Annotated in this window: 20 protein-coding genes, 1 tRNA gene and 2 pseudogenes; 12 read left to right on the forward strand and 11 right to left on the reverse strand. The window is 61.1% G+C overall.

The genetic code is table 11. From position 1 onward, the window contains the following. Positions 1–3: 3 nt before the first annotated feature. The 4 genes from QQL24_RS17110 to QQL24_RS17125 all read right to left on the reverse strand — a co-directional run bounded on the left by QQL24_RS17110 (position 4) and on the right by QQL24_RS17125 (position 4,721). Positions 4–1,506 carry a sugar ABC transporter ATP-binding protein gene (locus QQL24_RS17110; RefSeq protein WP_284313498.1) on the reverse strand — a complete coding sequence of 501 codons (1,503 nt, stop codon included), beginning with the start codon at positions 1,504–1,506 and terminating at the stop codon, positions 4–6. A 7-nt stretch (positions 1,507–1,513) separates the two neighbouring features. Next, positions 1,514–2,485: an ABC transporter permease gene (locus QQL24_RS17115; RefSeq protein ID WP_284313499.1), complete on the reverse strand. Its 972-nt coding sequence runs from the start codon at positions 2,483–2,485 to the stop codon at positions 1,514–1,516. Between the two features lie 212 nt (positions 2,486–2,697). Then, on the reverse strand, positions 2,698–3,789 hold the full coding sequence (locus QQL24_RS17120; RefSeq protein WP_284313500.1) for a sugar ABC transporter substrate-binding protein: 1,092 nt from the start codon (positions 3,787–3,789) through the stop codon (positions 2,698–2,700). Between the two features lie 197 nt (positions 3,790–3,986). Then, positions 3,987–4,721, reverse strand: coding sequence for an outer membrane protein (locus QQL24_RS17125; protein WP_284313501.1), 735 nt, complete (start codon positions 4,719–4,721; stop codon positions 3,987–3,989). A 519-nt stretch (positions 4,722–5,240) separates the two neighbouring features. On the opposite strand from QQL24_RS17125, the gene QQL24_RS17130 reads away from it, so the two are divergent. Beyond that, on the forward strand, positions 5,241–6,173 hold the full coding sequence (locus QQL24_RS17130) for an ATP-grasp domain-containing protein (RefSeq protein ID WP_284313502.1): 933 nt from the start codon (positions 5,241–5,243) through the stop codon (positions 6,171–6,173). 19 nt (positions 6,174–6,192) lie between these two features. Here QQL24_RS17130 and QQL24_RS17135 read toward each other — a convergent pair whose 3' ends face one another. After that, positions 6,193–6,426 carry a hypothetical protein gene (locus QQL24_RS17135; RefSeq protein WP_284313503.1) on the reverse strand — a complete coding sequence of 78 codons (234 nt, stop codon included), beginning with the start codon at positions 6,424–6,426 and terminating at the stop codon, positions 6,193–6,195. 210 nt (positions 6,427–6,636) lie between these two features. Here QQL24_RS17135 and QQL24_RS17140 point away from each other — a divergent pair. Beyond that, a tRNA-Ser gene (locus QQL24_RS17140) sits at positions 6,637–6,726 on the forward strand. 41 nt (positions 6,727–6,767) lie between these two features. Continuing rightward, positions 6,768–7,274 carry a MarR family winged helix-turn-helix transcriptional regulator gene (locus QQL24_RS17145; protein WP_284313504.1) on the forward strand — a complete coding sequence of 169 codons (507 nt, stop codon included), beginning with the start codon at positions 6,768–6,770 and terminating at the stop codon, positions 7,272–7,274. Positions 7,275–7,346: 72 nt separating this feature from the next. Here QQL24_RS17145 and QQL24_RS17150 read toward each other — a convergent pair whose 3' ends face one another. From QQL24_RS17150 to QQL24_RS17165, 4 genes are all read right to left on the reverse strand, one after another. After that, positions 7,347–9,653: a beta-glucosidase family protein gene (locus tag QQL24_RS17150; protein ID WP_284313505.1), complete on the reverse strand. Its 2,307-nt coding sequence runs from the start codon at positions 9,651–9,653 to the stop codon at positions 7,347–7,349. Between the two features lie 395 nt (positions 9,654–10,048). Continuing rightward, a complete protein-coding gene (locus tag QQL24_RS17155; RefSeq protein ID WP_284313506.1) occupies positions 10,049–10,195 on the reverse strand; it encodes a hypothetical protein in 147 nt (48 codons plus the stop codon). A gap of 33 nt (positions 10,196–10,228) precedes the next feature. Then, complete coding sequence (locus QQL24_RS17160; RefSeq protein WP_284313507.1) at positions 10,229–10,651, reverse strand: lysozyme inhibitor LprI family protein; 423 nt, start codon at positions 10,649–10,651, stop codon at positions 10,229–10,231. A 201-nt stretch (positions 10,652–10,852) separates the two neighbouring features. Further along, complete coding sequence (locus tag QQL24_RS17165; RefSeq protein ID WP_284313508.1) at positions 10,853–11,791, reverse strand: cation diffusion facilitator family transporter; 939 nt, start codon at positions 11,789–11,791, stop codon at positions 10,853–10,855. Positions 11,792–12,271: 480 nt separating this feature from the next. On the opposite strand from QQL24_RS17165, the gene QQL24_RS17170 reads away from it, so the two are divergent. From QQL24_RS17170 to QQL24_RS17185, 4 genes and pseudogenes are all read left to right on the forward strand, one after another. Then, positions 12,272–13,195 carry a helix-turn-helix domain-containing protein gene (locus QQL24_RS17170; RefSeq protein ID WP_284313509.1) on the forward strand — a complete coding sequence of 308 codons (924 nt, stop codon included), beginning with the start codon at positions 12,272–12,274 and terminating at the stop codon, positions 13,193–13,195. 144 nt (positions 13,196–13,339) lie between these two features. After that, positions 13,340–14,088, forward strand: a pseudogene (locus tag QQL24_RS17175) (SDR family oxidoreductase). Between the two features lie 85 nt (positions 14,089–14,173). Beyond that, positions 14,174–14,428, forward strand: a pseudogene (locus tag QQL24_RS17180) (flavin reductase); the annotation flags it as partial. Positions 14,429–14,465: 37 nt separating this feature from the next. After that, the gene (locus QQL24_RS17185; RefSeq protein WP_284313511.1) at positions 14,466–14,750 is read left to right on the forward strand and encodes an Atu4866 domain-containing protein; all 285 of its coding nucleotides are present in this window, start codon (positions 14,466–14,468) and stop codon (positions 14,748–14,750) included. 139 nt (positions 14,751–14,889) lie between these two features. On the opposite strand, the gene QQL24_RS17190 is transcribed toward QQL24_RS17185, so the two are convergent. Both QQL24_RS17190 and QQL24_RS17195 read right to left on the reverse strand, forming a co-directional pair. Then, positions 14,890–15,180: a DUF1194 domain-containing protein gene (locus QQL24_RS17190; protein ID WP_284313512.1), complete on the reverse strand. Its 291-nt coding sequence runs from the start codon at positions 15,178–15,180 to the stop codon at positions 14,890–14,892. Positions 15,181–15,185: 5 nt separating this feature from the next. Next, positions 15,186–15,971 carry a response regulator transcription factor gene (locus QQL24_RS17195; RefSeq protein ID WP_284313513.1) on the reverse strand — a complete coding sequence of 262 codons (786 nt, stop codon included), beginning with the start codon at positions 15,969–15,971 and terminating at the stop codon, positions 15,186–15,188. Between the two features lie 644 nt (positions 15,972–16,615). Here QQL24_RS17195 and QQL24_RS17200 point away from each other — a divergent pair. The 5 genes from QQL24_RS17200 to QQL24_RS17220 all read left to right on the forward strand — a co-directional run bounded on the left by QQL24_RS17200 (position 16,616) and on the right by QQL24_RS17220 (position 23,527). Beyond that, positions 16,616–17,251, forward strand: coding sequence for a DUF1326 domain-containing protein (locus QQL24_RS17200; protein WP_284313514.1), 636 nt, complete (start codon positions 16,616–16,618; stop codon positions 17,249–17,251). Further along, on the forward strand, positions 17,251–18,066 hold the full coding sequence (locus QQL24_RS17205) for a DUF2182 domain-containing protein (protein ID WP_284313515.1): 816 nt from the start codon (positions 17,251–17,253) through the stop codon (positions 18,064–18,066). Before QQL24_RS17200 ends, QQL24_RS17205 begins: the two co-directional genes overlap by 1 nt. A 364-nt stretch (positions 18,067–18,430) precedes the next feature. Continuing rightward, positions 18,431–19,072 carry a TetR/AcrR family transcriptional regulator gene (locus tag QQL24_RS17210; RefSeq protein ID WP_284313516.1) on the forward strand — a complete coding sequence of 214 codons (642 nt, stop codon included), beginning with the start codon at positions 18,431–18,433 and terminating at the stop codon, positions 19,070–19,072. Beyond that, entirely contained in the window at positions 19,069–20,166 is a 1,098-nt protein-coding gene (locus QQL24_RS17215) for an efflux RND transporter periplasmic adaptor subunit (RefSeq protein WP_284313517.1), read from the forward strand. Before QQL24_RS17210 ends, QQL24_RS17215 begins: the two co-directional genes overlap by 4 nt. Positions 20,167–20,383: 217 nt before the next feature. Then, positions 20,384–23,527, forward strand: a complete 3,144-nt coding sequence (locus QQL24_RS17220) for an efflux RND transporter permease subunit (RefSeq protein ID WP_284313605.1) — start codon at positions 20,384–20,386, stop codon at positions 23,525–23,527. Positions 23,528–23,534: the final 7 nt, after the last annotated feature.

Here is a 23,534-nt window from a genome sequence, read left to right on the forward strand (position 1 = left end):
CGGTCACACCATATGCTTGATCAGGTCGAGGGGCTCGGGCCGGCCGGCGCCGGTATTGTCGAAACGGGCCGTCTCCTTGCCGTCTTTCATCACCACGATGGTATGGGCGAGGCCGAGCGCCTCCTCCAGCGTATCGCCGATGAGGAGGACCGAGCAGCCATGGGCGCACAGGTCCCGGATCAGGCTGTAGACATCCTCCTTGGCGCCGACATCGAGCCCGCGGGTCGGATGGTCGAGCAGGAACACCCTGGCGCCGGCATTGTACCATTTGGCCAGCACCACCTTCTGCTGGTTGCCGCCCGAAAGATTGGCGCAGAGCGTGGCGCCGTCCGGCGTCTTGATGCGCATCTTGTCGATCAGCTCCCGGGTGGCGCGGCCGATCTCCCCGAATTTCAGGATGCCGAAGCGGCTCATGCCCCTCAGATGCGCGAGGCAGATGTTCTCCTCGACCGTCATCTCCTCGACGATGCCCTCGACCTTGCGCTCGCGCGGCACATAGCCGAGCCCCAGTGCCACCGCCTTGCTGGGTGAGGCGAAGCGCAGGTTCTCGCCCTTGTAGGTCATGGTGCCCAGATGGATCTTTTCGAGGCCGAAGAAGCAGCGGATCAGCGCCTCGCTCCCCGCTCCTTCCGTGCCGACCAGCGCCAGCACCTCGCCGACATGGAGATCGAGGTCGATGCCCGAAAAGGCACGCGCCCGCGCAAGGCCCTTGGCCGAAAGCGCCACCTCCGGCAGGAAAGGCTTGCGCTGCTCCTCCTTGTAGTAGGAGCCGGAGACGGCGCGCCCGACCATCAGGTGGTGGATGCGATTAGGCGTCGCCTCGCCCTTGGCCATCTCGCTGACCACCGCGCCATCCTTCAGGACATAGATGCGATCGGAGATGTCGATCACCTCATCCAGCCGGTGCGAGACGAAGATGATGCCGGCGCGCTGCTTGAGCTTGCGGATGACCTCGAAGAGGATGTCGATCTCGGCCTGCTCGAGCACCGAGGTCGGCTCGTCGAGCAGGATGCAGAGGCTCCCTTCGACTGCCTCCTCCAGTGTCAGCACCTTGGCAAGCTCCACCATCTGCCGGTGCATGAAGCTCAGCTCCGAGGTCACGGTGAGCGGGTCGATATCGAGGCCGACCTTGGCGAGCTGTTGCCCCGCCGCCGCGCTCATGGCGCGCCAGTCGATGCGGCCGAAGCGGCTGAAGGGCGCCTCATTGCCGAGGAAGATGTTCTCGGCGACCGAGAGATTGGTGATCAGCGATTGCTCCTGGAACACCATGCCGATGCCGCGGGCGGAAGCATCGCGCGGGCCGGTGATGGTGGTCGTCTTGCCGTGGATGCGGATCTCGCCGCCATCGGGCTGGTTGATGCCGTTGAGCACCTTCATCAGGGTCGACTTGCCGGCGCCGTTCTCGCCGACAAGGCCGACGACTTCGCCCGCATTGACGGTGATCGAGACCGACTTCAGCGCCTCGACCCGGCCGAACCTTTTGACGATCTGGTTGAGCTGGAGCATGGCCGCCTCACTTCACCACGGCGAAGGAGCGGATGGGCGAATTGAGCAGCACCGCCACGATGATGACGAGGCCGAGCACGCCCTGCTGCACGAAGGTCGGCAGGCCGATGATGATCATGCCGTTGTTCAGCACCATGACGATGAGCACGCCGACCAGCGTATTGAACACGCCGCCCTTGCCGCCGGTCAGTGCGGTGCCGCCCACCACCACGGAACTCACGGCCGTGAAGAGCTGGCCGCTGCCGATCAACGCACTGCCGGCGCCGAGACGGGCGCAGGCGAGCACGGCGCCGACGCCGAAGAAGGCGCCGGCAATGGTGAAGGCCATCAGGCGCACGCGGCGGGTATTGACGCCGGAAGCCCGCGCCAGATCCTCGCCGCCGCCAAGCGCCATGATGTGGCGGCCGATGCGCATATGGTCCTGGATGAACCAGGCGACGGCGAGCATGACCAGCGCGATATAGACGGCGATGGGCACGTCGAACCAGCGCCCGAGCGCAAGGGCGCGCACATTCTGGTCGAGGATCGTCACACGCTCGCCGCCGAGCAGCACGGTGGCAAGGCCGGTGCCGACAAAGCCCATGCCGAGGCTGACCATGAAGGAAGGCACGTTCATATAGACATGGATGGCGCCGACGATGCAGCCAAACAGAGCGGCCGCCACCAGCGCCACCGGCACGGCAAACAGGCCGAGGGGAATGCCATTGCTGGTGGAATTGGCAACGAAGGCGCAGAGTACGGCGGCCGTGAAGGCCATCGAGCCCTCGATGGAGAGGTCGATCGAGCCCATCAGGATGATGAAGGTCACGCCAAGCGCCAGCACCAGCGGCGCCGAGGCAGCGGAGGCCACGCGGATGAGATTGCTCAGCGACAGGAACTGCGAATCGATGAGGGAAATGCCGATGCACAGCCCGATCAGCACAAGAACCGGCGCGGCTTTGACGATGGTCTGCTTGGAAATCGCCACTTTGCTGCTCATGAAGACGACCTCGCGGAGGAGAAGCGGAAGTGGAGTGTCGATCACCCTCCCCGGTCTACTTTGCGACAGCGCAGGTGTTGCGGCCTTGTCACTGCCGGCTGCCCGGCAATCCAGCCTCCCGTTGGGAGGGACGGTTGGCTGGGTGCCCGGAATCCCGGGCGTGACAAAGCCGCAAGTGGGCTTCGGCCTACACTCAAGGCCGAAGCGTCAACTCAACCGTTGATGCCGCCAGTCACCTTGCCCCACAGATCGTTCCAGTCGATCGTGGGCGTGGCATCGATATTGCTCTTCCAATAGGCGTCGACATCGGCCTGTGTGATGAGCACGCCCGTACCGTAGAACTCGCGATGCTCCTTCGGCTCCTTGGAGGGCGTGAAGGCGCCGGTGGCAGCGTGGTAGCCGAGCGAGAGCGCATAGCCGCCGATCCAATAGGGATTCCAGTCGACGGTGGCCGCCATCTCCTTGTTCTTGATGGCGGTTACCGCGTCCTTGGTGCCGTCGACGCCGCTGACCTGCACCTTGCCGGCGAGGCCTTCGGCGCGCAGGGCTTCGAGAGCGCCCATGGCCATGCCGTCATTGGCGGCCCAGACACCCTTGATCTTGTCGCCGAAGCGGGTGATCCAGGCGGAAACGACATTGTTGGCCTTGGTGGAATCCCAGTCGGCATCCTGGAAGTCGAGCAGCTCGACCTTGCCATTGGCCTTGATGGCATTCATCAGGCCCTGCTTGCGCTGGATGGCCGGCGCGTTGGAGGCGATGCCGCCCAGCGCCACGATGCCGCCCTCCCCGCCGAAGGTGTCGAACAGCGCCTTGGCGGTCTGCTCACCGGCCGGCACGCCGTTGAAGGAGAAGTGCGCGACGTAATTATCGCCGAAATCCCAGGGATGCAGGTCGTCCGGCTTGTTCCAGACGGTGACGACATGACCACCGGCCTTGGCCACGGCCTCGACGATCGGGCGGGCGTCCGGAACGTCATTGGGATCAACGCCGAGCACCAGCTTGTTGCCGACCTTGGCAAGCAAGGCCTTGACGTCCGCAATGCCCTTCTCGCTGTTGCCCTCGGTGACCAGCGCGCCATAAGTGGCGCCCACCGTCCCGGCATAGGCCTGGGAACCCTTGTCCCAGGAGACGTGGAAGGCGTTGGAAAGGGAGCGGATCGAGCTGGCGAATTGCAGGTCCGTGGCCGCGAAGGCCTTGCGGGCGCCGGCCGGCAGGATCAGCGAGCCCGCAGCCAGAGCCGAACCGATCAGAAATTTGCGGCGCTCGATCATCGCCGCCTGCATGAAATCGAGGCTGGAAGCCATCGGTCGTTTCCTCCTGGTTTGTTTTTTGGCTTGAGGGGCACCCTGGCGAGAATGCCCGGTTCCATATCAGCACCTTTAATTAAATTGATGAATTTAATTATGTCAAGCGAGCTTTGGTGGCCTTGCGGATGGAAGCACGCCACAAAAGAAAAAGCCCGGCACGGCGGCCGGGCTTCCCTCCTCGCGGATTAAGTCGATCAGAACTTGTAGCTGACGCCCACGGTCGCCGTGGTCTGGTTGAAGTCGACCCGAACCTTGCCGAGCGAGGTATTGTAGCTCTGCTTGTTGAAGTCGCTGTAGCGCACCTCCACGCGGCCGATCCAGTTCGGGGTGAAGGCGTATTCAGCGCCCGCACCGATGGTCCAGCCGATATGGGTATTGTCGTCGCTGGAACCACCGTTGAGCTTGAGCTCGCCACCCGAGAAGGCAACACCGCCGGTGGCATAGAGCAACAGGTTGTCGATGGCATAGCCGGCACGCAGACGGGCCGAGGCCTGCCAGTTCGTGTTGAACTTCAGCTTGCCACCCGGAGCCGGAGTGGTGAAGCGATGCGAGCCGTTGAGATCCGTATAGTCGATGTCGCCTTCGACGCCGACCACGAACTGGCTTGGGAACTGATAGTTGTAGCCGGCGTGAGCGCCACCAACGAAGCCGCTCAGGTTGAAATGATCAGCAGTCAGCAGATTGGCCGGCGGAGGCGTCGTCGTCACACCGTTCTCGCTCAGGTCATCATGCTCGCGCCCCCAGCCATAACCGGCATGCAGACCGATATAGGGGCCAGTCCAGTCGAACGGCGTCGCTGCCAGAGGCGCGGAGGGGTCGGAGGGCTTGAGGGCGAGATCGGCAGCCACGGCCGATCTGCCGGTACCGGCGGTCAGAAGACCAGCGAACACCACAGCCAAAGCCGTCGTCGCGAGTAAATTCTTGATCATTACTTTCCCCACCATTTCCAAAGCCGCTGGAATTGCCCTTTTCCCTCGGTCGCCGGAACTATAAATCATCGCTTTATTATAATGCGAGAGGCAGCGGTGGAGTCAAAGCGTTTACCACGTGGATGCGCTCTTTTCGCAGTGGAGTGTCAATTCAGCCACAAAAGAACCCAAATTCCGCACCGATTTGACGATTGCACGTCGCCACGATTAACCCATTGTTAATCTTTGTGGCGAAAAGAGCCTCTCCGAATTGGAAACCCACATAGCAAAGACCCCTTCTCGGTGATTCTCTGATCTTTTGTGGGGAGTTCGCTGGATCCGCGGCACCGAACCGATTCCTGAATCAGTTCCGCTGCTGTAGGCGTTGTCGTGGCGTCGTTTTGCCGAAGCCCGTTCTTGCTTTCCGGCGCTGCATCAGAATTCGCCAGAGTGATACCCGAGTGGCGCCATGCTGAAACAAACGCTCTCCATCCGAGCGATCGTGGCGCGGGGCCGCCGCCTGATGTTCCAGAGGCGATGATGGCACCAAGCCGCAACCTCATCCTCGTCCACACCCAGGGCTGGCAGGACGCCATGGATTTCGAGGCGATCCGCGCCTATGTCGAGGACACAGCGCCCGATATCGAGGTTTTCATCGTCTCCAACCTCGCCCGTTCCTCCATCACGCGCAAGAAGGCGGCGGAGCGCCCTACCCTGGTCTTCTCGCCGCTGTGCCTGCTCGACTTCAAACCTGACCGTGGCCGGATCTACGAGGGACGGACGATGTCCAAACTCACGGAGATGGCACGGCTCAAGGCTGCCGGACTGCCGGTGCCTGTCTACGAGGAAATCCGCCCCGACACTGTGCTTTCGCCCGAAATCTACGGTCCCTTCGTCATCGTCAAGCCAGTCTACGACCTTGCTTCCTTCGGACGCGGCATCGAGCTGTACCGCACAGAGAAGGTGCGTTACCGCCCTCCCTCCGATTTCCCGGAGAAGCATCCAGGCCGCAAGGGCCCGATGGTGGCGCAGAAATATATCAACTGCGGCCGAGTCATGACGTGTCGTGTGCTGACCCTCTTCGGCGCTCCCATCTTCACCTATCTGAGAGAATCGACCAGGCCGCTGATGCTGGAGGAACTGCATGAACCCTATCAGCAGGAAGATTTCCTGCCGGTGAACGAACACCTCAGGATTAGCTCGACGCGCGAACCCGACTACCTCGCCCTCGCCGCTGCCGCCTACGAGGCGATTCCGGAAGTCGCCCTGCAGGCTTGCGACATCCTGCGCGACAGGGACGGTGGCCTTCATCTCCTGGAGGTCAATCCGGGCGGCGGCACATGGATGTTCTCAAGCAAATATGCCTCGGTCTACAAGCAGTTCCTGGGCGTCGAGGATCTCACGACGGAGTTCGATGCCTTCGAAACCTGTGCGAGGCTGCTAGTGGAGAGGACGAGAGCGGAAGCGGAGTAATTCCCCGGGTGCGCCGATATCAAAAGCCGAAATATTTCTTCCGCAGCGCGTCTTCATAATCCTTCTTGGCCGCCAGGACCTTGTTGCGGACTTCGTCTTCCTGGTTGTGCGCCTCCTCCCAGAGGTCGATCTCGGCAATCGAGTGATTGACGGAGGCCAGTTCCTCTTCGTGCCGAATGGCGGTTACCCATTCCTCGACCGCAGCCTTGTAGGCCCCCTGCAACTGGTCGAGTTCCAGATCTTCGTCCTGCATGACCATTCCTCCCTCACCGGGACTATGGAGCGGCGAGGTGAAACTAAGACGACATGAAGCGCCTCCTGTAGGGAGCGTCGCCGCCGTCACGCAATGAAAGGGGGTGTCGACAAGGACTGCGCCTCACCCTTTTGCCGGAACTCCACTGCAGCGCCCACTTGACGCCACGCCCGGCTCTGCTAGACCCCGTTACCTGCCCATTTGCGGCAAGGAAGGGTGGCCGAGTGGTTTAAGGCAACGGTCTTGAAAACCGTCGTAGGGGCAACTCTACCGTGGGTTCGAATCCCACCCCTTCCGCCAATCATAATTGATTCCATTGAATATTTTTCGATTTTTCAGCTTTGTCCCACCATCGTTGCAAGCCTTCACCGTGTGTTGCGCGCCTTGAATTCGGGAAGGCTGGCGAGACAGGCATCGGCATCCGATTTGAATATCAAAGGGCGGCCGCAGCGCGGCTCGGAATCAACCGCACGGACCTGCGTTGTTTGAGCATCATTGCGGGGCGCGGGCCGGTCGCCGTAGGCGAGATCGCGCGCGCCGTTAATCTGACGCGGGGGGCGGCAACCACGGCGTTGGATCGGGTCGAGCGCCAGGGCTTCGCACGCCGCGTCCGCGATCCGAGCGATCGCCGGGGTGTCCTGATGGAGATGACTGAAAAAGCGCGCGCTGAGGCTGGCGCGATCTGGGGTCCCGTTGTTTCGGCGGGCGAGGAAATGATGGGCGGATACACCGATTCTGAGCTCGAGGTCGTGCTTCGCTATCTGCGTGAAGCCAGAGCCGTGCAGCTTGAGAACTTGGCACAGCCAACCGGCACCGGACCGGCGAAGAGCCGATTATCCCGGACATAGGCCCACATCGGCCAGCGACTGTCTTGCCCCGGCCAGTATGGAAAATGCCCATGTGTCGGCGCCTATAAGCCGCTAATGCCTTCCAATCTCGAGTTCGCGAAAATCCAGATGCACCGTCGTGCTCGCAGCGACATCGGTGGCTGATTGGCCGACAATGACCTTGTAGTCACCTGGCTCGATCAACCACTTTTTGGAACTTGGGTCGAAGGTCGCTAGCAGCAAAGGATCGATGTCGAGTGTGATCGACTTCGATTCGCCAGCTGCCAGTTCGACCTTGTCGAAAGAACCGAGACGTTTGGGCGCTTCCCAGCTTCCGCTCTCTCGCCCGACATAGGCCTGCACCACCGCCTTGCCCTCGACCTTTCCGACATTTCGAACCGACAACGAAACACGAATGCCTTCGCCAGCGGGCTCCGCGCTTAGTCCACCCAAATCGAACCTTGTGAAACTGAGGCCATAACCGAATGGAAAAAGGGGCGTCAACGCCCGCTTGTCGAACCACTTGTAGCCGACCGCGGCGCCCTCGACGTTGTAGTTCGTGGAGGGATGGGCATCCTCATCCAATTTGGCATCCCCATCGAGCTGGGGGCGCGGAAGCTGGGAGAGGCTCGCTGGAAACGTGGCGGGTAGATGACCAGACGGGTCCACCTCACCACTCAGTATACGCGCGATCGCCTCGCCCCCCGACGTCCCTGGATACCACGCTTCGAGAACGGCACCCACTTGGGACAGCCAGGGCATGAAAACAGGCCCGCCGGTCTCGAGCACGACGATCGTGCGCGGATTTGCCTTGGCGACCGCTGCAATCAGGGCGTCTTGTCCATTGGGCAAGTCGAGATTCGGCAGATCCAGGCTTTCCGCTGCCCATTGCGTCGCGAAAACGATGGCAATGTCAGATCGGGAAGCAAGCCCAGCCGCGGCATCCAGATCGTTGCCGTCCGCATATGTGATGGTGGCTGAACTTCGTGACTGAAGGGCTTTCATCGGCGCTGACGGATAGAAAACCATCGGTCCTGGGAAATCCTTGGGCCCTTCGTTTGGCACGGCAAGGCCTCCGATCGGATAGACCTGCGAAGAGCCACCGCCCGACAACACGCCCTTGTCAGCATGACCGCCGATGACCGCAATGGTCTTCAGCGACGACTTCAACGGCAGGAGATCGTCGTTCTTCAAGAGAACAATGCTGTCTTCAGCGGCAGACCTCGTGACACTTGCATGGGCCGAGAAATTGATCTGCGCAGACTGGTCGCCCAGGATCGGGTTATCGAAAAGGCCATTGGCGAACATGGCAAAAAGAATACGGCACGCCATGTCGTCGAGCCGGGATTGATCGACATGGCCGTAGTTGAGCGCTTCGCGAAGCGCGCCACCAAAATAGGCGGAGGCGTCGAACGCCCAACCGGATTCCTGGTCGAGACCGGCTTTTGCGGCCTCGACAGTTGAACGCACGGCGCCCCAGTCCGACATGACGTAACCTTTGAAGCGCCAATCTGCCTTCAGAACCTGATTGAGTAGCCAGTCATTCTCGCATGCCGCCGCGCCATTGACCCGATTGTACGAGCACATAACCGAACCAGGCTTGCCGATTTCGTTGGCAATCTGGAAGGCCAGCAGATCGCTCTCGCGCGCTGCGGTCTCGTCGATCGCGACATCGATCGTTCCCCGATTGGTCTCCTGATCGTTGAAGGCAAAATGTTTCAGCGTTGAAATTATATGATTTGACTGGATGCCTTGGATCTCGAAGCCCACAATCGTGCCGGCCAGAAGGGGATCTTCACCCGCATATTCGAAATTTCGGCCGTTACGCGGCTCCCGCAACAGGTTCACACCACCCGCGAGCTGCACGTTAAAGCCCGATAGGCGCGCCTCGTTCCCGATCATCGCACCGCCCGCGAATGCGTTCTGTCGATCCCAGGAAGCCGCCAATGCAAGGCCTGAAGGCAGCGCCGTGCGTTCCCGTGGATTGGGGGAGCGCTGGGTTGCGACACCTTCACCCGCATCGGTTTCCCACAGGGCGGGAATGCCCAAGCGCTCTATGCCGGGAACGTAACCAGCCGAATTCACCCTACCGGCATCGGGCGCAACGAAGTTCTTGGTCGCACTTATCATCCAGGGCGCCTGGGTGGAGAAATATCCAAACACCAGCTGTAGCTTCTCCGCTCGGCTCATGGCGGCCAGAGCAAGGTCTGCCCGCCTTTCGGCAGGAAGGCTTGTATCTCGCCATTCCGCCGAGACTGCGGATGGCGATGCCGCGGGCTGTTGAGAGAGGGCAGCAGTCACGCCGACACTAAAAAGGAGGCCTGGTACCCCGATCAAGCGCGCAACCGTTACCAGCGTGCACTTGAACGAAAAGCCACCCATTGCAATTGGAACACCCATGAACTTCACCACTCTGGAAGTGTGCGCTACGCTCATTCAATGGGAATAGTCCCCTGTATCGCACCACCATTCCAAGGTGGAATACGATCAAGAAATTTGGGTCAAGCCTGAAATAGCAAAAGCGCTTTGATTACACCTGCATTGACCTATCGAAGCGCTGGTCTTTGGAAAATCAAACCAGCTATGATGGTCGAAGACCTCCACCATGAGATTTACAATTTTTCAGGCGGTGCTCAATATTCCTGAACCTATTCAATACTTTCCTGTCGAGGCCTCTGACTGGGAGGCTTTCGACGCCTCCGTTCCTCACGTGCTGAAGCGCTATGCCGTGATTCGGCACGCGGTTCGGATGCCGATCGGCATGCTATGCCTTTGATGGCGTCCCGGATGCTTGCTTAATCTGCTCGAAAGCGTGTTGTTCGTCGGCTGACAGGCTTGGGTGCGGAATCGCCGGACCGAAACACCTTCACGATCTCGGGCGGAATGAAGCCAGGCAGATTGACGTGAATGCCTGGCAATTCGGCCGCGCCGAGCTTGGCCATCGCACAGCAACCCGACGCCGCGAGGCATCGGGTTCAATTTGCCGGGGGAACCGGGCAGTCCATGGCGCCCTCTTCGCAATTCAGGTATTTCCGCAAATCCTGAACCCTGGCTTGCGTAAGGCCGTCCAGGCACATGGCGACGATCATTGGCCGCGCACTGCCGCCAGCTGTGGCAGAACTTTGGAAATCACACTCGGTATCCCGAAATTTTATCCAAGCCCGTTGCGCGTCGCCAAGAAGCTTTCTGGTGTCCGCGTCGTCTGCGAGTCGCGCTTCAATCTGCCTGTAGACATCGTTGAGTTGCTTGTCAGTCTTCTTAAAGGCCGCCGCCGCACACGAGGTCATCGTGCTCTGGTCTGTCGCATTGACACACTGATCATCGGCAAAGGCTAGTGTCGGCAATCCCAATATCAGGACCCCGCCAAGAATTGCAGCTCGAAACAAGATTATCTCCATCAGATATTCAGCGACCCACCAGATATCGGTCCGTCTTCCCGGCAACAACTACTCATGGATCGTTAAGGTGGGCAACACGTCATTCGTCAGACTATTTTCCGTTCGTGCAAGCCATATCGGGCTCAGTTCCGCTTCGATCCCCACAGCATCCAAGCATCTCACCCAAATTAAAAACCAGACGATGGTCGCGAGCAGCAACATCTAATGGTCGTGGAGGGTTGCAATGTGTGCTTCGGAAGGCGTCTTTTCGGCTTGCAGCGTTACATGCCCGATCCCGAAATGCTCCTTCAACTCCTCGGCCGCATGAAACAGCATTTCATCGGAGGGCGGGCTTTCCGGCATAACCAGATGGCAGGACAGAGCGGTTTCGGTTGTGCTGAGGGACCAAACGTGCAGATCGTGCAGGTCACTCACGCCCGGCAGACCGAGCAGAAGAGCACGCACCTTCTCCATGTCGATACCGGGCGGCACGGCGCTGAGTGACATGGCAAGTGAGCCGGTCAGCAGGCCCCACGTCCCAATGACGATCACGACATTGACGACAATGCTTATCGCCGGGTCGATCCAGTGCCATCCGGTCAGCAGGATGACGAGTCCCCCTACGACAACGCCAAGAGAGACGAGAGCATCCGACGCCATGTGCATGAAGGCACCACGCATATTCAGATCGCCCTTGCTCCCCGATGCAAACAGCCACGCGCAGAAACCGTTCAAGACGATGCCACAGGCAGCGACAATCATGACGGTCTTGCCGGCAACGGGCTCTGGTTGTGAAAAACGCTGAAGGGCCTCCCATGTCAGGCCGCCGACGACGACCAGCAGGAATACAGCGTTGAACAGGGCCGCTAGAATTGAAGTGCCCCCCAGGCCATAGGTGAACCGGCTGGTGGGCTTGCGCTTCGCCAAGATGACAGCTGCCCAAGCGACGCCGAGGCCGAGCGCGTCCGACAGATTGTGCCCAGCGTCCGCCAGCAGCGCCACCGAATTGCTGAGCAGCCCGTAAACGACTTCGATCACCACGAAAGTGGCATTGAGTGCCACGCCCAAGGCAAAGCGCGTGCCGAAATTGGTGGGCGCATGGACGTGACCGCCGTGGCTGTGCCCTTCGTGGTCATGCGTGTGCTGGTGGCTGGGCGTCATGCGAAAGTTTCCTGGAAAGAGATCTCTGCCTACGTCCTATAGCGGCTGGAGAAGCAAGCTCGATGACGACGGAACAGTACCAATAGATGAGACCTGGGGAGCAATGCGCGCGCCACTATCTCACATATCGCGAGCAGATCGTGATGATTGCGAGCGCGTCGCAAATGGTCTGAGCACAGTCTCATTTAATCCGAATAAGTATGGCCGGATCCCGCCATCGTTAAGCGCCGCCTTGCGGGCTACGTATCAATGTGAACCGGCATGGGACTCGGATACCCATCAAGGCACGCCGCCGCGCCTCCGAATTGTGGACGCCTCCGGGCCGATCTGCCACTCGCGGTCGACGTGGGCTACCGAGTGAACGCCCTTGCTGGGCGGTCCCGCCTTGACCGTTAAATTGCGGCGGTTGCGGAATTCACCGTGCCAAGGACGCCATGTTACTGCAATCGTACTGGAGGCTCGATTCTAGAAGCGGGTAAGATGGCTGTCGAACACGACAAGAAGACGGATGCGCCTCCTGATCGTACGTCCCCGCACGGCCACGAGAATTACATTGCCGGCCACACGCTGATCAGCGGTGATGGCCCAGCGTGGACGGACCTCTTTGTGCAGGTATTCTCTCGTCTCAAGGCCCAAGAGCCGTTCCTGGTTCCGGCGGTTGCCGAACCGTTGGTCGTGTGGGTGATGTCAGGGGAAGCGCTGGTCGAGGAGCGCGATTTGGGAGGCGAATGGACCGCGAACCGGGTCGCCGTCGGCGATTTTTTCCTCACGCGCTCCGTGACGCCCTATGAAATGCGTTGGCATGCCAAGGGCGACGAACCGTTCCAGGTCATGCATCTTTACCTCTCGGTTCCATTGTTTGAACGGGTCGCGGAGGAAATGTTAGGCGAAGCCAGGATCGGCCTGCGCGATGTATCGGGCGGCCGGGATGTACAACTGTCCAATCTGCTGGCCCTCATCTACCGCGAGCTGAGTGCAGAAGGTGCGGGTAGCGCCCTTTTCGTCCAAGGATTGGCACAGAGTTTGGCTGTTCACCTGATCCGGCATTATGCGTCCGGGGAAGGCAAAGGGCGACGGCAAAACGCTCTTCCGGGTGCGAAGCTGCGCCGGGCCATTGACTTCATGGACGCACGCTTACACGAACCGTTTGACCTGGCCCAAGTGGCGCGATGCGTTGGCATGAGCGAGTTCCACTTCAGCCGGCTGTTCAGGAAGGCGATGGGATTTTCTCCGTCTCATCATTTCATTCGCCAGCGCGTCGCCAAAGCCCAGAGATTGTTGCAGGAGACCGATAGCAGGATCATCGAAGTCGCGATGGCCGTCGGCTATTCCAGCCCCAGCCATTTCGCCCAAATCTTCCGCCGCGAAACGGGGATATCGCCCCGCGCCTACCGCCGCGACTGAGATCCTTCCGTCTGGCCAGAATAGAGCAAGATCCCGACAGTTCGCGCAGGTCGCCGTGAGAAGGCTCCGACGTCTCCAATTAGGCTCCTCTTTGTGACAGCGACCCCCGGCATGGCGGATGGGTCCCCAACAAGGAGTTGAACAATGACGAACATCTCAGGAAGAGTTGCACTGGTCACGGGCGCCTCGAGCGGTATCGGCGCTGCCACTGCCTTGAAGCTTGCGGAGGCCGGCGCCAAAATCGGTATCGCAGCGCGGCGAACGGACAAGCTTGAAGCGCTCAAAGGCGAGATCACCTTGAAGGGCGGTGAGGCCCTGGTGATCGAGATGGACGTGGTCGATGCCGCCTCTGTCGAAGCCGGCGTGCAAAAGATGGCTGACGCCTTTGGCTCCATTGACATTCTCGTCAACAATGCCGGGCTGATGCCGCTCTCTGACCTCGATCAGCTCAAGACCAACGAGTGGCACAAAATGGTCGATGTCAACGTCAAGGGTCTGCTGAACGTTACGGCCGCTGTCCTGCCCCGGATGATCAAGCAGCATTCCGGTCACATCTTCAATATTTCCTCGATCGCTGGTCGCAAGGTCTTCAAGGGTCTGTCGGTCTATTGTGCAACGAAACACGCCGTTGCCGCTTTCTCCGATGGCCTTCGCATGGAAGTCGGCCAGAAGCACATATCCGCGTCACCTGCATCCAGCCAGGCGCCGTCGCCACCGAGCTCTACGACCACATCACCGACGCCGGCTACCGACAGCAAATGGACGATCTCGCAAGTCAGATGACGTTCCTGCGGGGCTCGGACATCGGCGACACTATCGTTTTTGCCGCGCAGGCGCCCTCCCATGTGAACGTCGCCGAGCTCTTCGTCCTTCCGGTCGAACAGGGCTGGTGATTGCAATCAAAGAGTGTCTCAGCCTCTCCGCCCGTGGGCGGGGAGGCAATCTTCGAAAGAAGTCCAAGATGAAAGAGATGCCTGCTTCTCAGGTCTATCGGCTCCTCGAACCGGGGCTCCGCTGCTTGACGATTGGCTTGCCAATGTCGAGTGCCGGGTCGCCGACACGCGCCTTGTCGACACCTGCAACCTGTTCATCCTCGAGGCGAAACGAATCTGGATCGATGAAGCTCGGAAGGAACGCCGCACGCTGCATCATCTGGGCAACGGCTGTTTCACCATCGACGGCGGCACACTCGATCTCAGCGACCGCATGACGAAGTGGCGGAACCTGCCATGAGCCAGGCAAGCGGCGGCAACCGTAAGGATTTTCTCAGATGAACAACCCAAAGACGTCAGACCCGGTCCCAGACAGAACACATCCCTATGTCGGGCTATGGATCACCGCAGACGGCTACATTCGCCACAACCTGCTCCCGAACGGTCGCTATGACGAAGCACGCGGCGCCCGCGAAAGTGCTTACCGGGGCCGATGCGAGGTCCGGGGCAACCATATCGATTACTGGGATGACACCGGTTTTACGGCTGATGGTGAGTTCAGGGATGGCATCCTCTACCATGCTGGCATGGTGCTCTATCGGGGCAGCAAAGTTCCGCGTTAAAGCGTTTTGCGATTTGACGGAATCGGCAAGAATCGCAAAGACGCGTCGAAACAAAGAGTTAGAGCGAAGCAGCGTTTGCGCCTGAACGCGCTTTGCTCTGGTGCCCAAGCAATTCGGCCGCCAGGGCGCACTGCCTCGTTTAACTTGCCGCGATTTCGCGGAGGAGCTTTTGCCGAATGGCTCCTGCAAAATCATGGGCACTATTGGTTATGACCAGGAAAGCGCCAGGCCCGCCGATGACTTGGTCGCGGTAGTAAACATCGACAGACTGGCTGTTCGGTTCGTATAGGTCGCCGCGGAGCCGGTTCAGCGCCAGCCCATTGATGGTGATGCCTTGTTCCACGGCCTGATCCCTGACCGGATCAGGCGGGCTATTAGAGTTGTTGGGACCGTTACCCGAAATATCGATAACGAGACGAGCGCAGTACAATTACCTCACGCTGCGTTCAAAAGCGCGTTGCTCTTGCAGACGAGCTCAGTCCGATTGTTTGCCTTAATCTTTCTCATCATATTGCGGACGTGAATTTTTACCGTTGCTTCACTCATGCTCATCTTATAGGCGATTATTTTGTTTGGATCACCAATGCGAAGGTGCTTAAGCACTTCAAGCTGTCGTCCAGTAAAGACGCCAGGAACGGGTGCGTCAGGCTTTGCTCCGGCGTTCGAGGGAGACGTCGAGCGCAGGGACATCAGGCTCGTCACGGGTATGAAAGTGCCCCCGACATTGACCAGTTTGATAGCTCCAAAAAAGACCTCAAGGTCCAGGCTCATCGGGACGAAACCTCGCGCACCCTTTTCCAGTGCACCCATCATCAGATCCGGGCGGTCGCTATCCGAGACGACGATAACGCGCACCCTATTGGCAGCCTCGAGAGCCGTTTTCAGGTCTTGCTGCACAACCGTTTCGGTTGCTTTCTGGCCGGTAGCACACAGCAACACGATGTTCGCCGAGTCCGACCCAGTATTTTCCAACCACTCATCAAGATTGTTGTAGGAGCGGATACCAAACTCCTGTCCCATTTCTTTCAAGCACCGGGTTAGGCAAGTGCGGAAGAAGTTATTCGGAGAGATCACGGCAATTGTCGTCGTTGAAGCAGCAACATTCGACGAGGGCGCTCGGGTCTGAACGCCAGGAGCAAGGTAATCGTTCTCGGAGGACAGGGCCAAGACCGGTTCTATTGCGGGGGTAAAGGAAGAGGAGACCGGCGAGAAAGCGTTCATGATTGACCTGCGAGGTTTGTCGCTACTGATGATCAATGAATACCCCTATTCGCGTTATTCGGTCGTTAGCTCACAATCCTAAGACGTAACAAGGCGTATGAATTTTTGGCGTCCGCACGCAGCTCAATAATTCCTTGTTGGTAGATGGGACGGATGGGCGCCAAGCTGGGCGAGACCTTGCAATGCGTCGCTGGCGATCCACCGGCGAGCAGCAGTCGTCAATTCGGCGCCGGGCCGGGGACAATCAGCGCGAGAACCGGGAAGGAACTCGGCGAAGAGGACCCTAAACGCCCTTATGCGATACGACCGCGGCCGCTCTATGGCATGGCCTGGCCGATTCAGGATCGGCGGCATGAGGGTTCAAAATACTGGCGGACGCGCACGATCCGTAGCCCATAACTAGACGATACCCTTACGATCTCTTCGAGTTTCTCGCAGGTCCCTGGCTTTGGCTGGATGTGAACGGATTGCCCCATTCTGGCGGCAACTCCGCGTAGCGGGCGTACGAGCCACGCCAAATATCCATCTGCGGAAATGGCATGATGTGCTATACAATTCGACAGGAAAGCGGGAAATCGCAAGGCCAGGCCCCAGCTACGACGTTGTTCGCAATATTAAGCACCCCGACTGAGAGGAGCACTGCGATGGTCGATCTCAATTGGACGATCCATGGTCGCGAATTTGCCAACTGCAACTGCGCTTACGGCTGCCCCTGCCAATTCAACGCCCTGCCAACCCACGGCAACTGCACAGCGGTGGTCGGTATGCAGATCGACACGGGTCATCATGGCGGCACCCAGCTTGATGGCCTGCGGATTGCGGGCATATTTGCCTGGCCGGGACCGATCCATCTAGGCAACGGCCAGGCCTTGCCGTTCGTCGACAAGCGAGCCGACGCTGCCCAGCGCGAAGCGATCCTGCGGATCATGAGCGGGCAGGATACCAAGCCCGGTGCGACGATGTTCAATGTCTTCGCCTCCATGCTCAGCAAGGTACACGACCCAGTTTTTACCGACATCGACTTCGACGTCGATGTCAAGAAGAGGCGGGCGACGCTGAAGGTTGCCGGCTACATTGACCAGCGCGGCGAGCCGATCCTCAACCCGGTGACCGGTGCGGAATACAAGGGCGCCATCGTGCTCGACGGTGGCTTCGAATATACGCGTGCGGAAATGGGCCGGGGCTGGTCGCACACGGACGGCCCGATCAAGCTCGACCTTGCCGATACCTACGGACAATTCGCCGAACTGCATTTGTGCCAGGACGGCATCGTCCACTGATGCGGACCACCGAAGCCGCGCTTTCGGCCGTGCTGAGACGCGACCGTCTCATCGTCTTTGCGGCTCTCGCGATCGTGGTTGGGCTCTCATGGGCCTATGTGCTGCAACTCGCATGGGAGATGAATTCGCCTTCCGCCGAGATGCCGGGCATGAGCGTGGGCGAAATGGCCGCCATGGCGGCCCCCGGCTTCGTGCCCTGGACCCTGGCGCATGGCGTATTCATCTTCGCCATGTGGACGGTGATGATGGTGGGCATGATGACGCCATCCGTTGCCCCCATGGTTCTCACCTATGTCCAGGTCGGGCGCCATGCAGCAGCATCGGGAAGGCCATTTGCCTCGGCCCTGTGGTTCCTGCTCGGTTACCTGGGTATCTGGACGGTGCTTTCTGTTGCCGCGACGCTGATACAGTACGCTCTAGAACGGGGCGCACTGCTGACGCCGATGATGGAGGGGGCCAGCCGGCTCTTCGGGGGCGCCGTGCTGATCGGCATCGGCGTGTTCCAATGGACGCCGATCAAAGGTGTCTGCCTGTCGCAATGCCGGGCGCCCCTGGCTTTCATCCAGAAGCATGGTGGCTTCGCCGGGACGGCGACCGGATCGCTTCGGCTTGGCGCTATCCATGGCGCCTATTGCGTCGGATGCTGCTGGGCGCTGATGGCTCTCTTGTTCGTGGTTGGCGTCATGAACACGCTTTGGATTGCGGCGATCACGACGTTCGTGCTGCTCGAGAAAATAATACCATGGGGCCGGTTCCTCAGTCGCTTGGCCGGTGCCGCTGTCGCCGGGGTGGGCCTTTGGATGCTGGCAAGGTAGCGAGGCATCCCGCGACGCCGCCTGATTTTCCGAAGTCGCTGACCATTTTCCCGAATATCGAGCCAGGCAGCGTCAGCAGAAGTCCGGGATACGCCTGACGTTCGAGTGCCTGGGTCATTGCCCGCTGAGGCAACTGGGACGGACACTATGGAAAACCTGCACCGCAAGCGCGGCCTGATTGCCTTCCACGACATCAAACGCGGCGCTCAATTGGCTGTCCGATTTGTGTGAATCGCATAGCCACCTCGTGGAGAAGGCGCCCGTGCCATTGGCTTCTCCATCACCCCTAATTGCGACAAGTCCCTTGACTAACGGCTTAAGAGTGATAAAAACATAATATCTTCACTCTTCAGAGTTTAGCGATTTGGCCATCAAGCCCCGTTACGAGCCGGACGAAGCCCGAGAGCGCATTCTCGATGCTGCCGAGATTCTGTTCCGTCGGATCGGCTACGGCAAGACCACGATTGCCGACATCGCCAATGCGCTGGGCATGTCGAGCGCCAACATCTATCGCTTCTTTCCCGGTAAGAGCTCCATCAATGACGGGCTGTGCCGGCGCATGCTTGCCGAGTTGCACACCTTTGCCGAAAGTTTCGTGGCGGACTCCGGTCCGGTCTCATTGCGCCTGGAGGCGATGATCGTCGGCGTTCATCTGCACAATAAAGCGCGCATGACTCATGAGCGGACGGTTCACGAAATGGTGGCGGCCGCCATGCAGGAGAACTGGCAGGCGGTGGAGGAGCATATCGCCTATATGGGGCAGCTCTTCGGTCAGTTGATCGCGCAGGGGGTCGCGAGCGGCGAGTTCGCGCCCTGCGATGTCGAAGCCTCTGCCAAGACGCTCGGCTTTGCCTGCTGCGGCGCCTTCCATCCCACCATGATCGCCGAAGTGAAGCCCGACACCACCGAGGACGACGTCCGCCGCCTCGCCCGCCTGCTCATCCGCGGACTCGCCAATGCCGCCGCACCCGTCGAGCCTCTCGACCATGTCGGAGATACCGCATGACCCCCTTCCCGATACCCCGCCGCTTTGCCCTCGTGACAGCCCTGGTCGCCGCCGGCACCCTCGCCGCCTGCAGCAAGCCTGCAGAGGTCGCCAAGGCCAAGCCCGACCGGCCGGTGAGCATGACACAGGTGCATTTCGCGCCTGCCTCTACACGCCGCACGCTGGTCGGCGTTGTCCGGGCGCGCATCGAAAGCAATCTCGGCTTCCGCGTCACCGGCAAGATTGCAGAGCGCCTCGTCGATCGCGGCGCCGTGGTGAAGGCCGGCCAGCCCCTCGCCACCCTCGACCAGACCGATTGGAAACTGCAATTGCAGCAGGCCGAAGCTGCCCTCGCCTCGGCCCAGGCCGCCCGCGACCAGGCCGTGGCCGAACGTGGCCGCATCACCTCGCTGCGCGGCCGTGGCTGGTCGACCAATTCGGACTTCGACAAGGCGAAGGCCACTGCCGACCAGGCGATCTCCGCTTATGACCAAGCCGCCAAGGCCGTGACCCTTGCCCAGAACACCCTCTCCTACGCAACGCTGGTCGCCGATGCGGATGGTGTGGTGACCGCGACCCTCGCCGAACCCGGCCAGGTCGTCGCTTCCGGCCAGGCCGTGGTCAGCCTTGCCCACGCCGATGCCCGCGAGGCGGATGTCTCGATCCCCGAGACGCTGATCGACGAGGCCCGCACCGGCACCGCCACGGTGACGCTGTGGTCGCGCCCCGACAAGATCTATCAGGCGAAACTGCGCGAGCTTACCCCCTCGGCCGATGCGGCGACCCGCACCTATCCCGCGCGCTTCTCGATCGAGGGTGCCGGACCGGAGATCGATCTCGGCATGACTGCTACGGTGACGCTGGCCGACGCCTCGCCCGCGGTTGCGCGCCTGCCGCTTGGCGCCATCCTCGACCAGGGCCATGGCCCGACGGTGTTCGTGATCGATCCCGTTACCAAGGCGCTCACCTCGCGGCCGGTGACGGTCGCCGCCTATGATGCCCAGGACGCCATCGTGTCCAAGGGCCTGTCGGAGGGAGAGACCGTGGTCGCCCTCGGCGTTCAGAAACTCCATACGGGTGACACAGTACGGCTGGCGAGCAACGCTGGCAGCTGAGGCCGATCCGACAGCGTGAATGACTGCCGCCAAGGTGGCGGCAGATAACGATTTTGAAGCGGCGGCCCCCGGGCTGTTTCCGCAGAGGGTTTTGTTTTGCTGCAGGGGAGAGCCGCCTGCCGCATGTCCTGGAGCAGCCATCATGGTAAGCGATGAGACCTACCGGCGGTATCCAACCCATGAGGTGCATGATGCCGATGGAGCGGGCGAGCACGGCATGCGCGATCGCTTCAACCTTTCGGCGTGGGCCGTCGCACACAAGCCGCTGGTGCTGTTCTTCGTCATCGCGCTCGCCATCGGCGGAGCGCTCGCCTACATGAATCTCGGCCGTGCCGAGGACCCGAACTTCACCATCAAGGTGGCCAACGTCACCGCGGTGTGGCCGGGCGCGACCTCGCAGGAGATGCAGGACCAGGTCGCCGACCAGATCGAGAAGAAGCTCGAGGAACTGCCCTATTTCTACCGGGCGCGCACCTATGTGACGCCGGGCTTCATGGCGTTGCAGCTTTCGCTGCAGGACTCTACCCCGCCCAAGGAAGTGCCCGCGCTGTTCTACCAGCTGCGCAAGAAGCTCACCGATATCCAGCCCAACATGCCGGCAGGCCTGATCGGCCCGAGCGTCAATGACGAATTCGGCGACGTCGACAGCATGCTCTTCATGATCACGGGCAAGGGCGCGAGCTATCGCCAGCTCAAGGACCAGGCTCAGGCGATGAAGAAGGCACTCCTGCGCGTGCCCGACGTCACCAAGGTCGATCTTTACGGCGACCAGCAGCAGACCATTTTCGTCGACTTCGACACCGCCAAGCTTGCCAGCCTCGGCGTGACCCCACAGACCATCTTCGACAGCCTCGCCAAGCAGAATTCGGTGACGCCGGCCGGCACCTTCGAGACCGGCGCCCAGCGCATCCCCCTGCGCGTCACCGGCGCGCTCGACGGCGTCGAGGCGGTCAAGGCGACGCCGGTTTCTGCCAATGGCGCCCTCTTCCGCCTCTCCGATATCGCCACCGTCACCGCCGGCTATGCCGACCCGCCAAGCTTCCTGATCCGACAGGGCAGCGAGCCCGCGCTCGGCATCGGCGTCGTCATGGCCAAGGGCACCAACATCCTTACCTTCGGCAAGAATGTGAAGGCGGCGGTGGATACGTTCATCGGCGGCATGCCCGTCGGCATCGACGTCACCCAGATCGCCGACCAGCCGACCGTGGTCGACCATGCGGTGTTCGAATTCCTGCGCTCCTTCCTCGAGGCGCTCGTGATCGTACTGGGCGTCAGCCTCATCTCGCTGGGCTGGCGCACCGGCATCGTCGTCGCGACATCCGTGCCGCTGGTACTGGCAGTGGTCGTGCTGGTGATGAGCATGCTCTCCATGGACCTCAATCGCATCACGCTCGGCGCCCTCATCATCGCGCTCGGCCTGCTGGTCGACGACGCCATCATCGCAGTGGAGATGATGATGGTGAAGATGGAGCAAGGCTGGCCGCGCGAACGTGCCGCCGCCTACGCCTGGACCTCGACCGCCTTCCCAATGCTCACTGGCACGCTCCTCACCGCCATCGGCTTCGTGCCGATCGGCTTTGCCGTCTCGGCTGTAGGCGAATATGCCGGCGGCATCTTCTGGGTGGTAGCGATCGCCCTGCTCGCCTCCTGGCTCGTGGCCGTGCTGTTCACGCCGCTCTTCGGCGTGCTGCTGCTGCCGACATTCAAGAAGCATGTCCACGCCGATCCCGACGCCATCTACAACACGCGCTTCTACACGATGCTGCGCGCCGTGGTGCGCTTCTGCGTGCGCTGGCGCATCACCGTGACGATGGCGACGCTCGGCATCTTCGCCGTCTCGATCGTCGCCTTCGGCCATGTTCAGCAGCAGTTCTTCCCGATCTCCGACCGGCCCGAGCTCTTCTTCGAGATCCGCATGCCCGCCGGCACCTCGATCAACGCCACCAAGGCCGCGGCGATCGAAGGCGAGCAACTGATCAAGGGCGATCCCGACATCAAGAGCTACACCACCTATGTCGGACAAGGCTCGCCCCGCTTCTGGCTCGGCCTCAACCCCCAGCTTCCCGATACTGCCTATGCCCAGATCGTCATCCTGCCCAATGACATCGAGGCGCGCGAACGCGTCAAGGCGAAGATCGAGACGGCGCTCGGCAATGGCACCCTGTCCGAAGCCCGGACGCGCGTCACGCGCTTCGATTTCGGCCCGCCGGTGGATTACCCCGTCGAGTTCCGCGTCGTCGGCACCGATCCGCTGAAGATCCGTGATGTCGCCGAGCAGGTGCGCAAGGTCATGCTCGCCGACAAGCGCGTCGTCGATCCGAACCTGCAATGGAACGAACGCGAACCCTCGATAAAGCTGGTGGTCGATCAGGATCGGGCGCGCGCGCTGGGCCTGACGCCGCAGGACGTGGCGCAGACGCTGCAGTTGCTGGTCAACGGCGCCACCATCACCACCATCCGCGACGGCGTCGAGGATATCGCCGTGGTGGCGCGCGCCTCCGCCGCGGAGCGGCTCGATCCCTCCCGGATCGCCGACCTCAACCTGCTCGCGCGCGACGGGCGGGCCGTGCCGGTGGCGCAGATCGCTCATATCGAGCGCACCTCCGAAGAGCCGCTGATCTGGCGCCAGAACCGCGACATGATGCTGTCGGTGCGCGGTGGCGTGATCGACGGCGTGCAGGCGCCCGACGTGACGGCCGCGCTCTATCCGCAGCTCAAACCGATCATCGACGCCCTGCCGCAGGACTACCGCATCGATATCGGCGGTGCGGTGGAGGAATCGGGCAAGGCCAACGATTCTATCTTCAAGCTGTTCCCGCTGATGCTGGCGCTGATGCTCGCCGTGCTGATGGTGCAGTTGCAGAGCTTCTCGCGGCTCTTCCTCGTCTTCCTCACCGCCCCGCTCGGCATCATCGGCGCCTCGCTCGGGCTCAACCTTGCCGGACGCCCCTTCGGCTTCGTCGCCCTGCTCGGCCTCATCGCCCTCGCCGGCATGATCATGCGCAACACCGTGATCCTCGTCGACCAGATTGAGGCGGATGTCGCCACGGGCAAGCACACCCGGCGCGAGGCGATCGTGGAGGCCACCGTACGCCGCGCCAGGCCGGTGATCCTCACCGCCTTCGCCGCGATCCTCGCCATGATCCCGCTGTCGGAAAGCGCCTTCTGGGGCCCGATGGCAACCACGATCATGGGGGGCCTGTTCGTTGCCACCTTCCTGACCCTGCTCTTCCTGCCGGCACTATACGCCCTGTGGTTCCGCAAGAGCCTCGACCAGCGCGCCCCGTCAGCCGTGGCACCGAGTATCAAGCCACCGCGAGCCGTCCCTGTCTTCGCAGCCGGACAAATGGCGGCGGAGTAGAGGCCCA

Origin of the sequence: Labrys miyagiensis, from assembly GCF_030160835.1 — a bacterium.
Lineage (GTDB): Bacteria > Pseudomonadota > Alphaproteobacteria > Rhizobiales > Labraceae > Labrys > Labrys miyagiensis.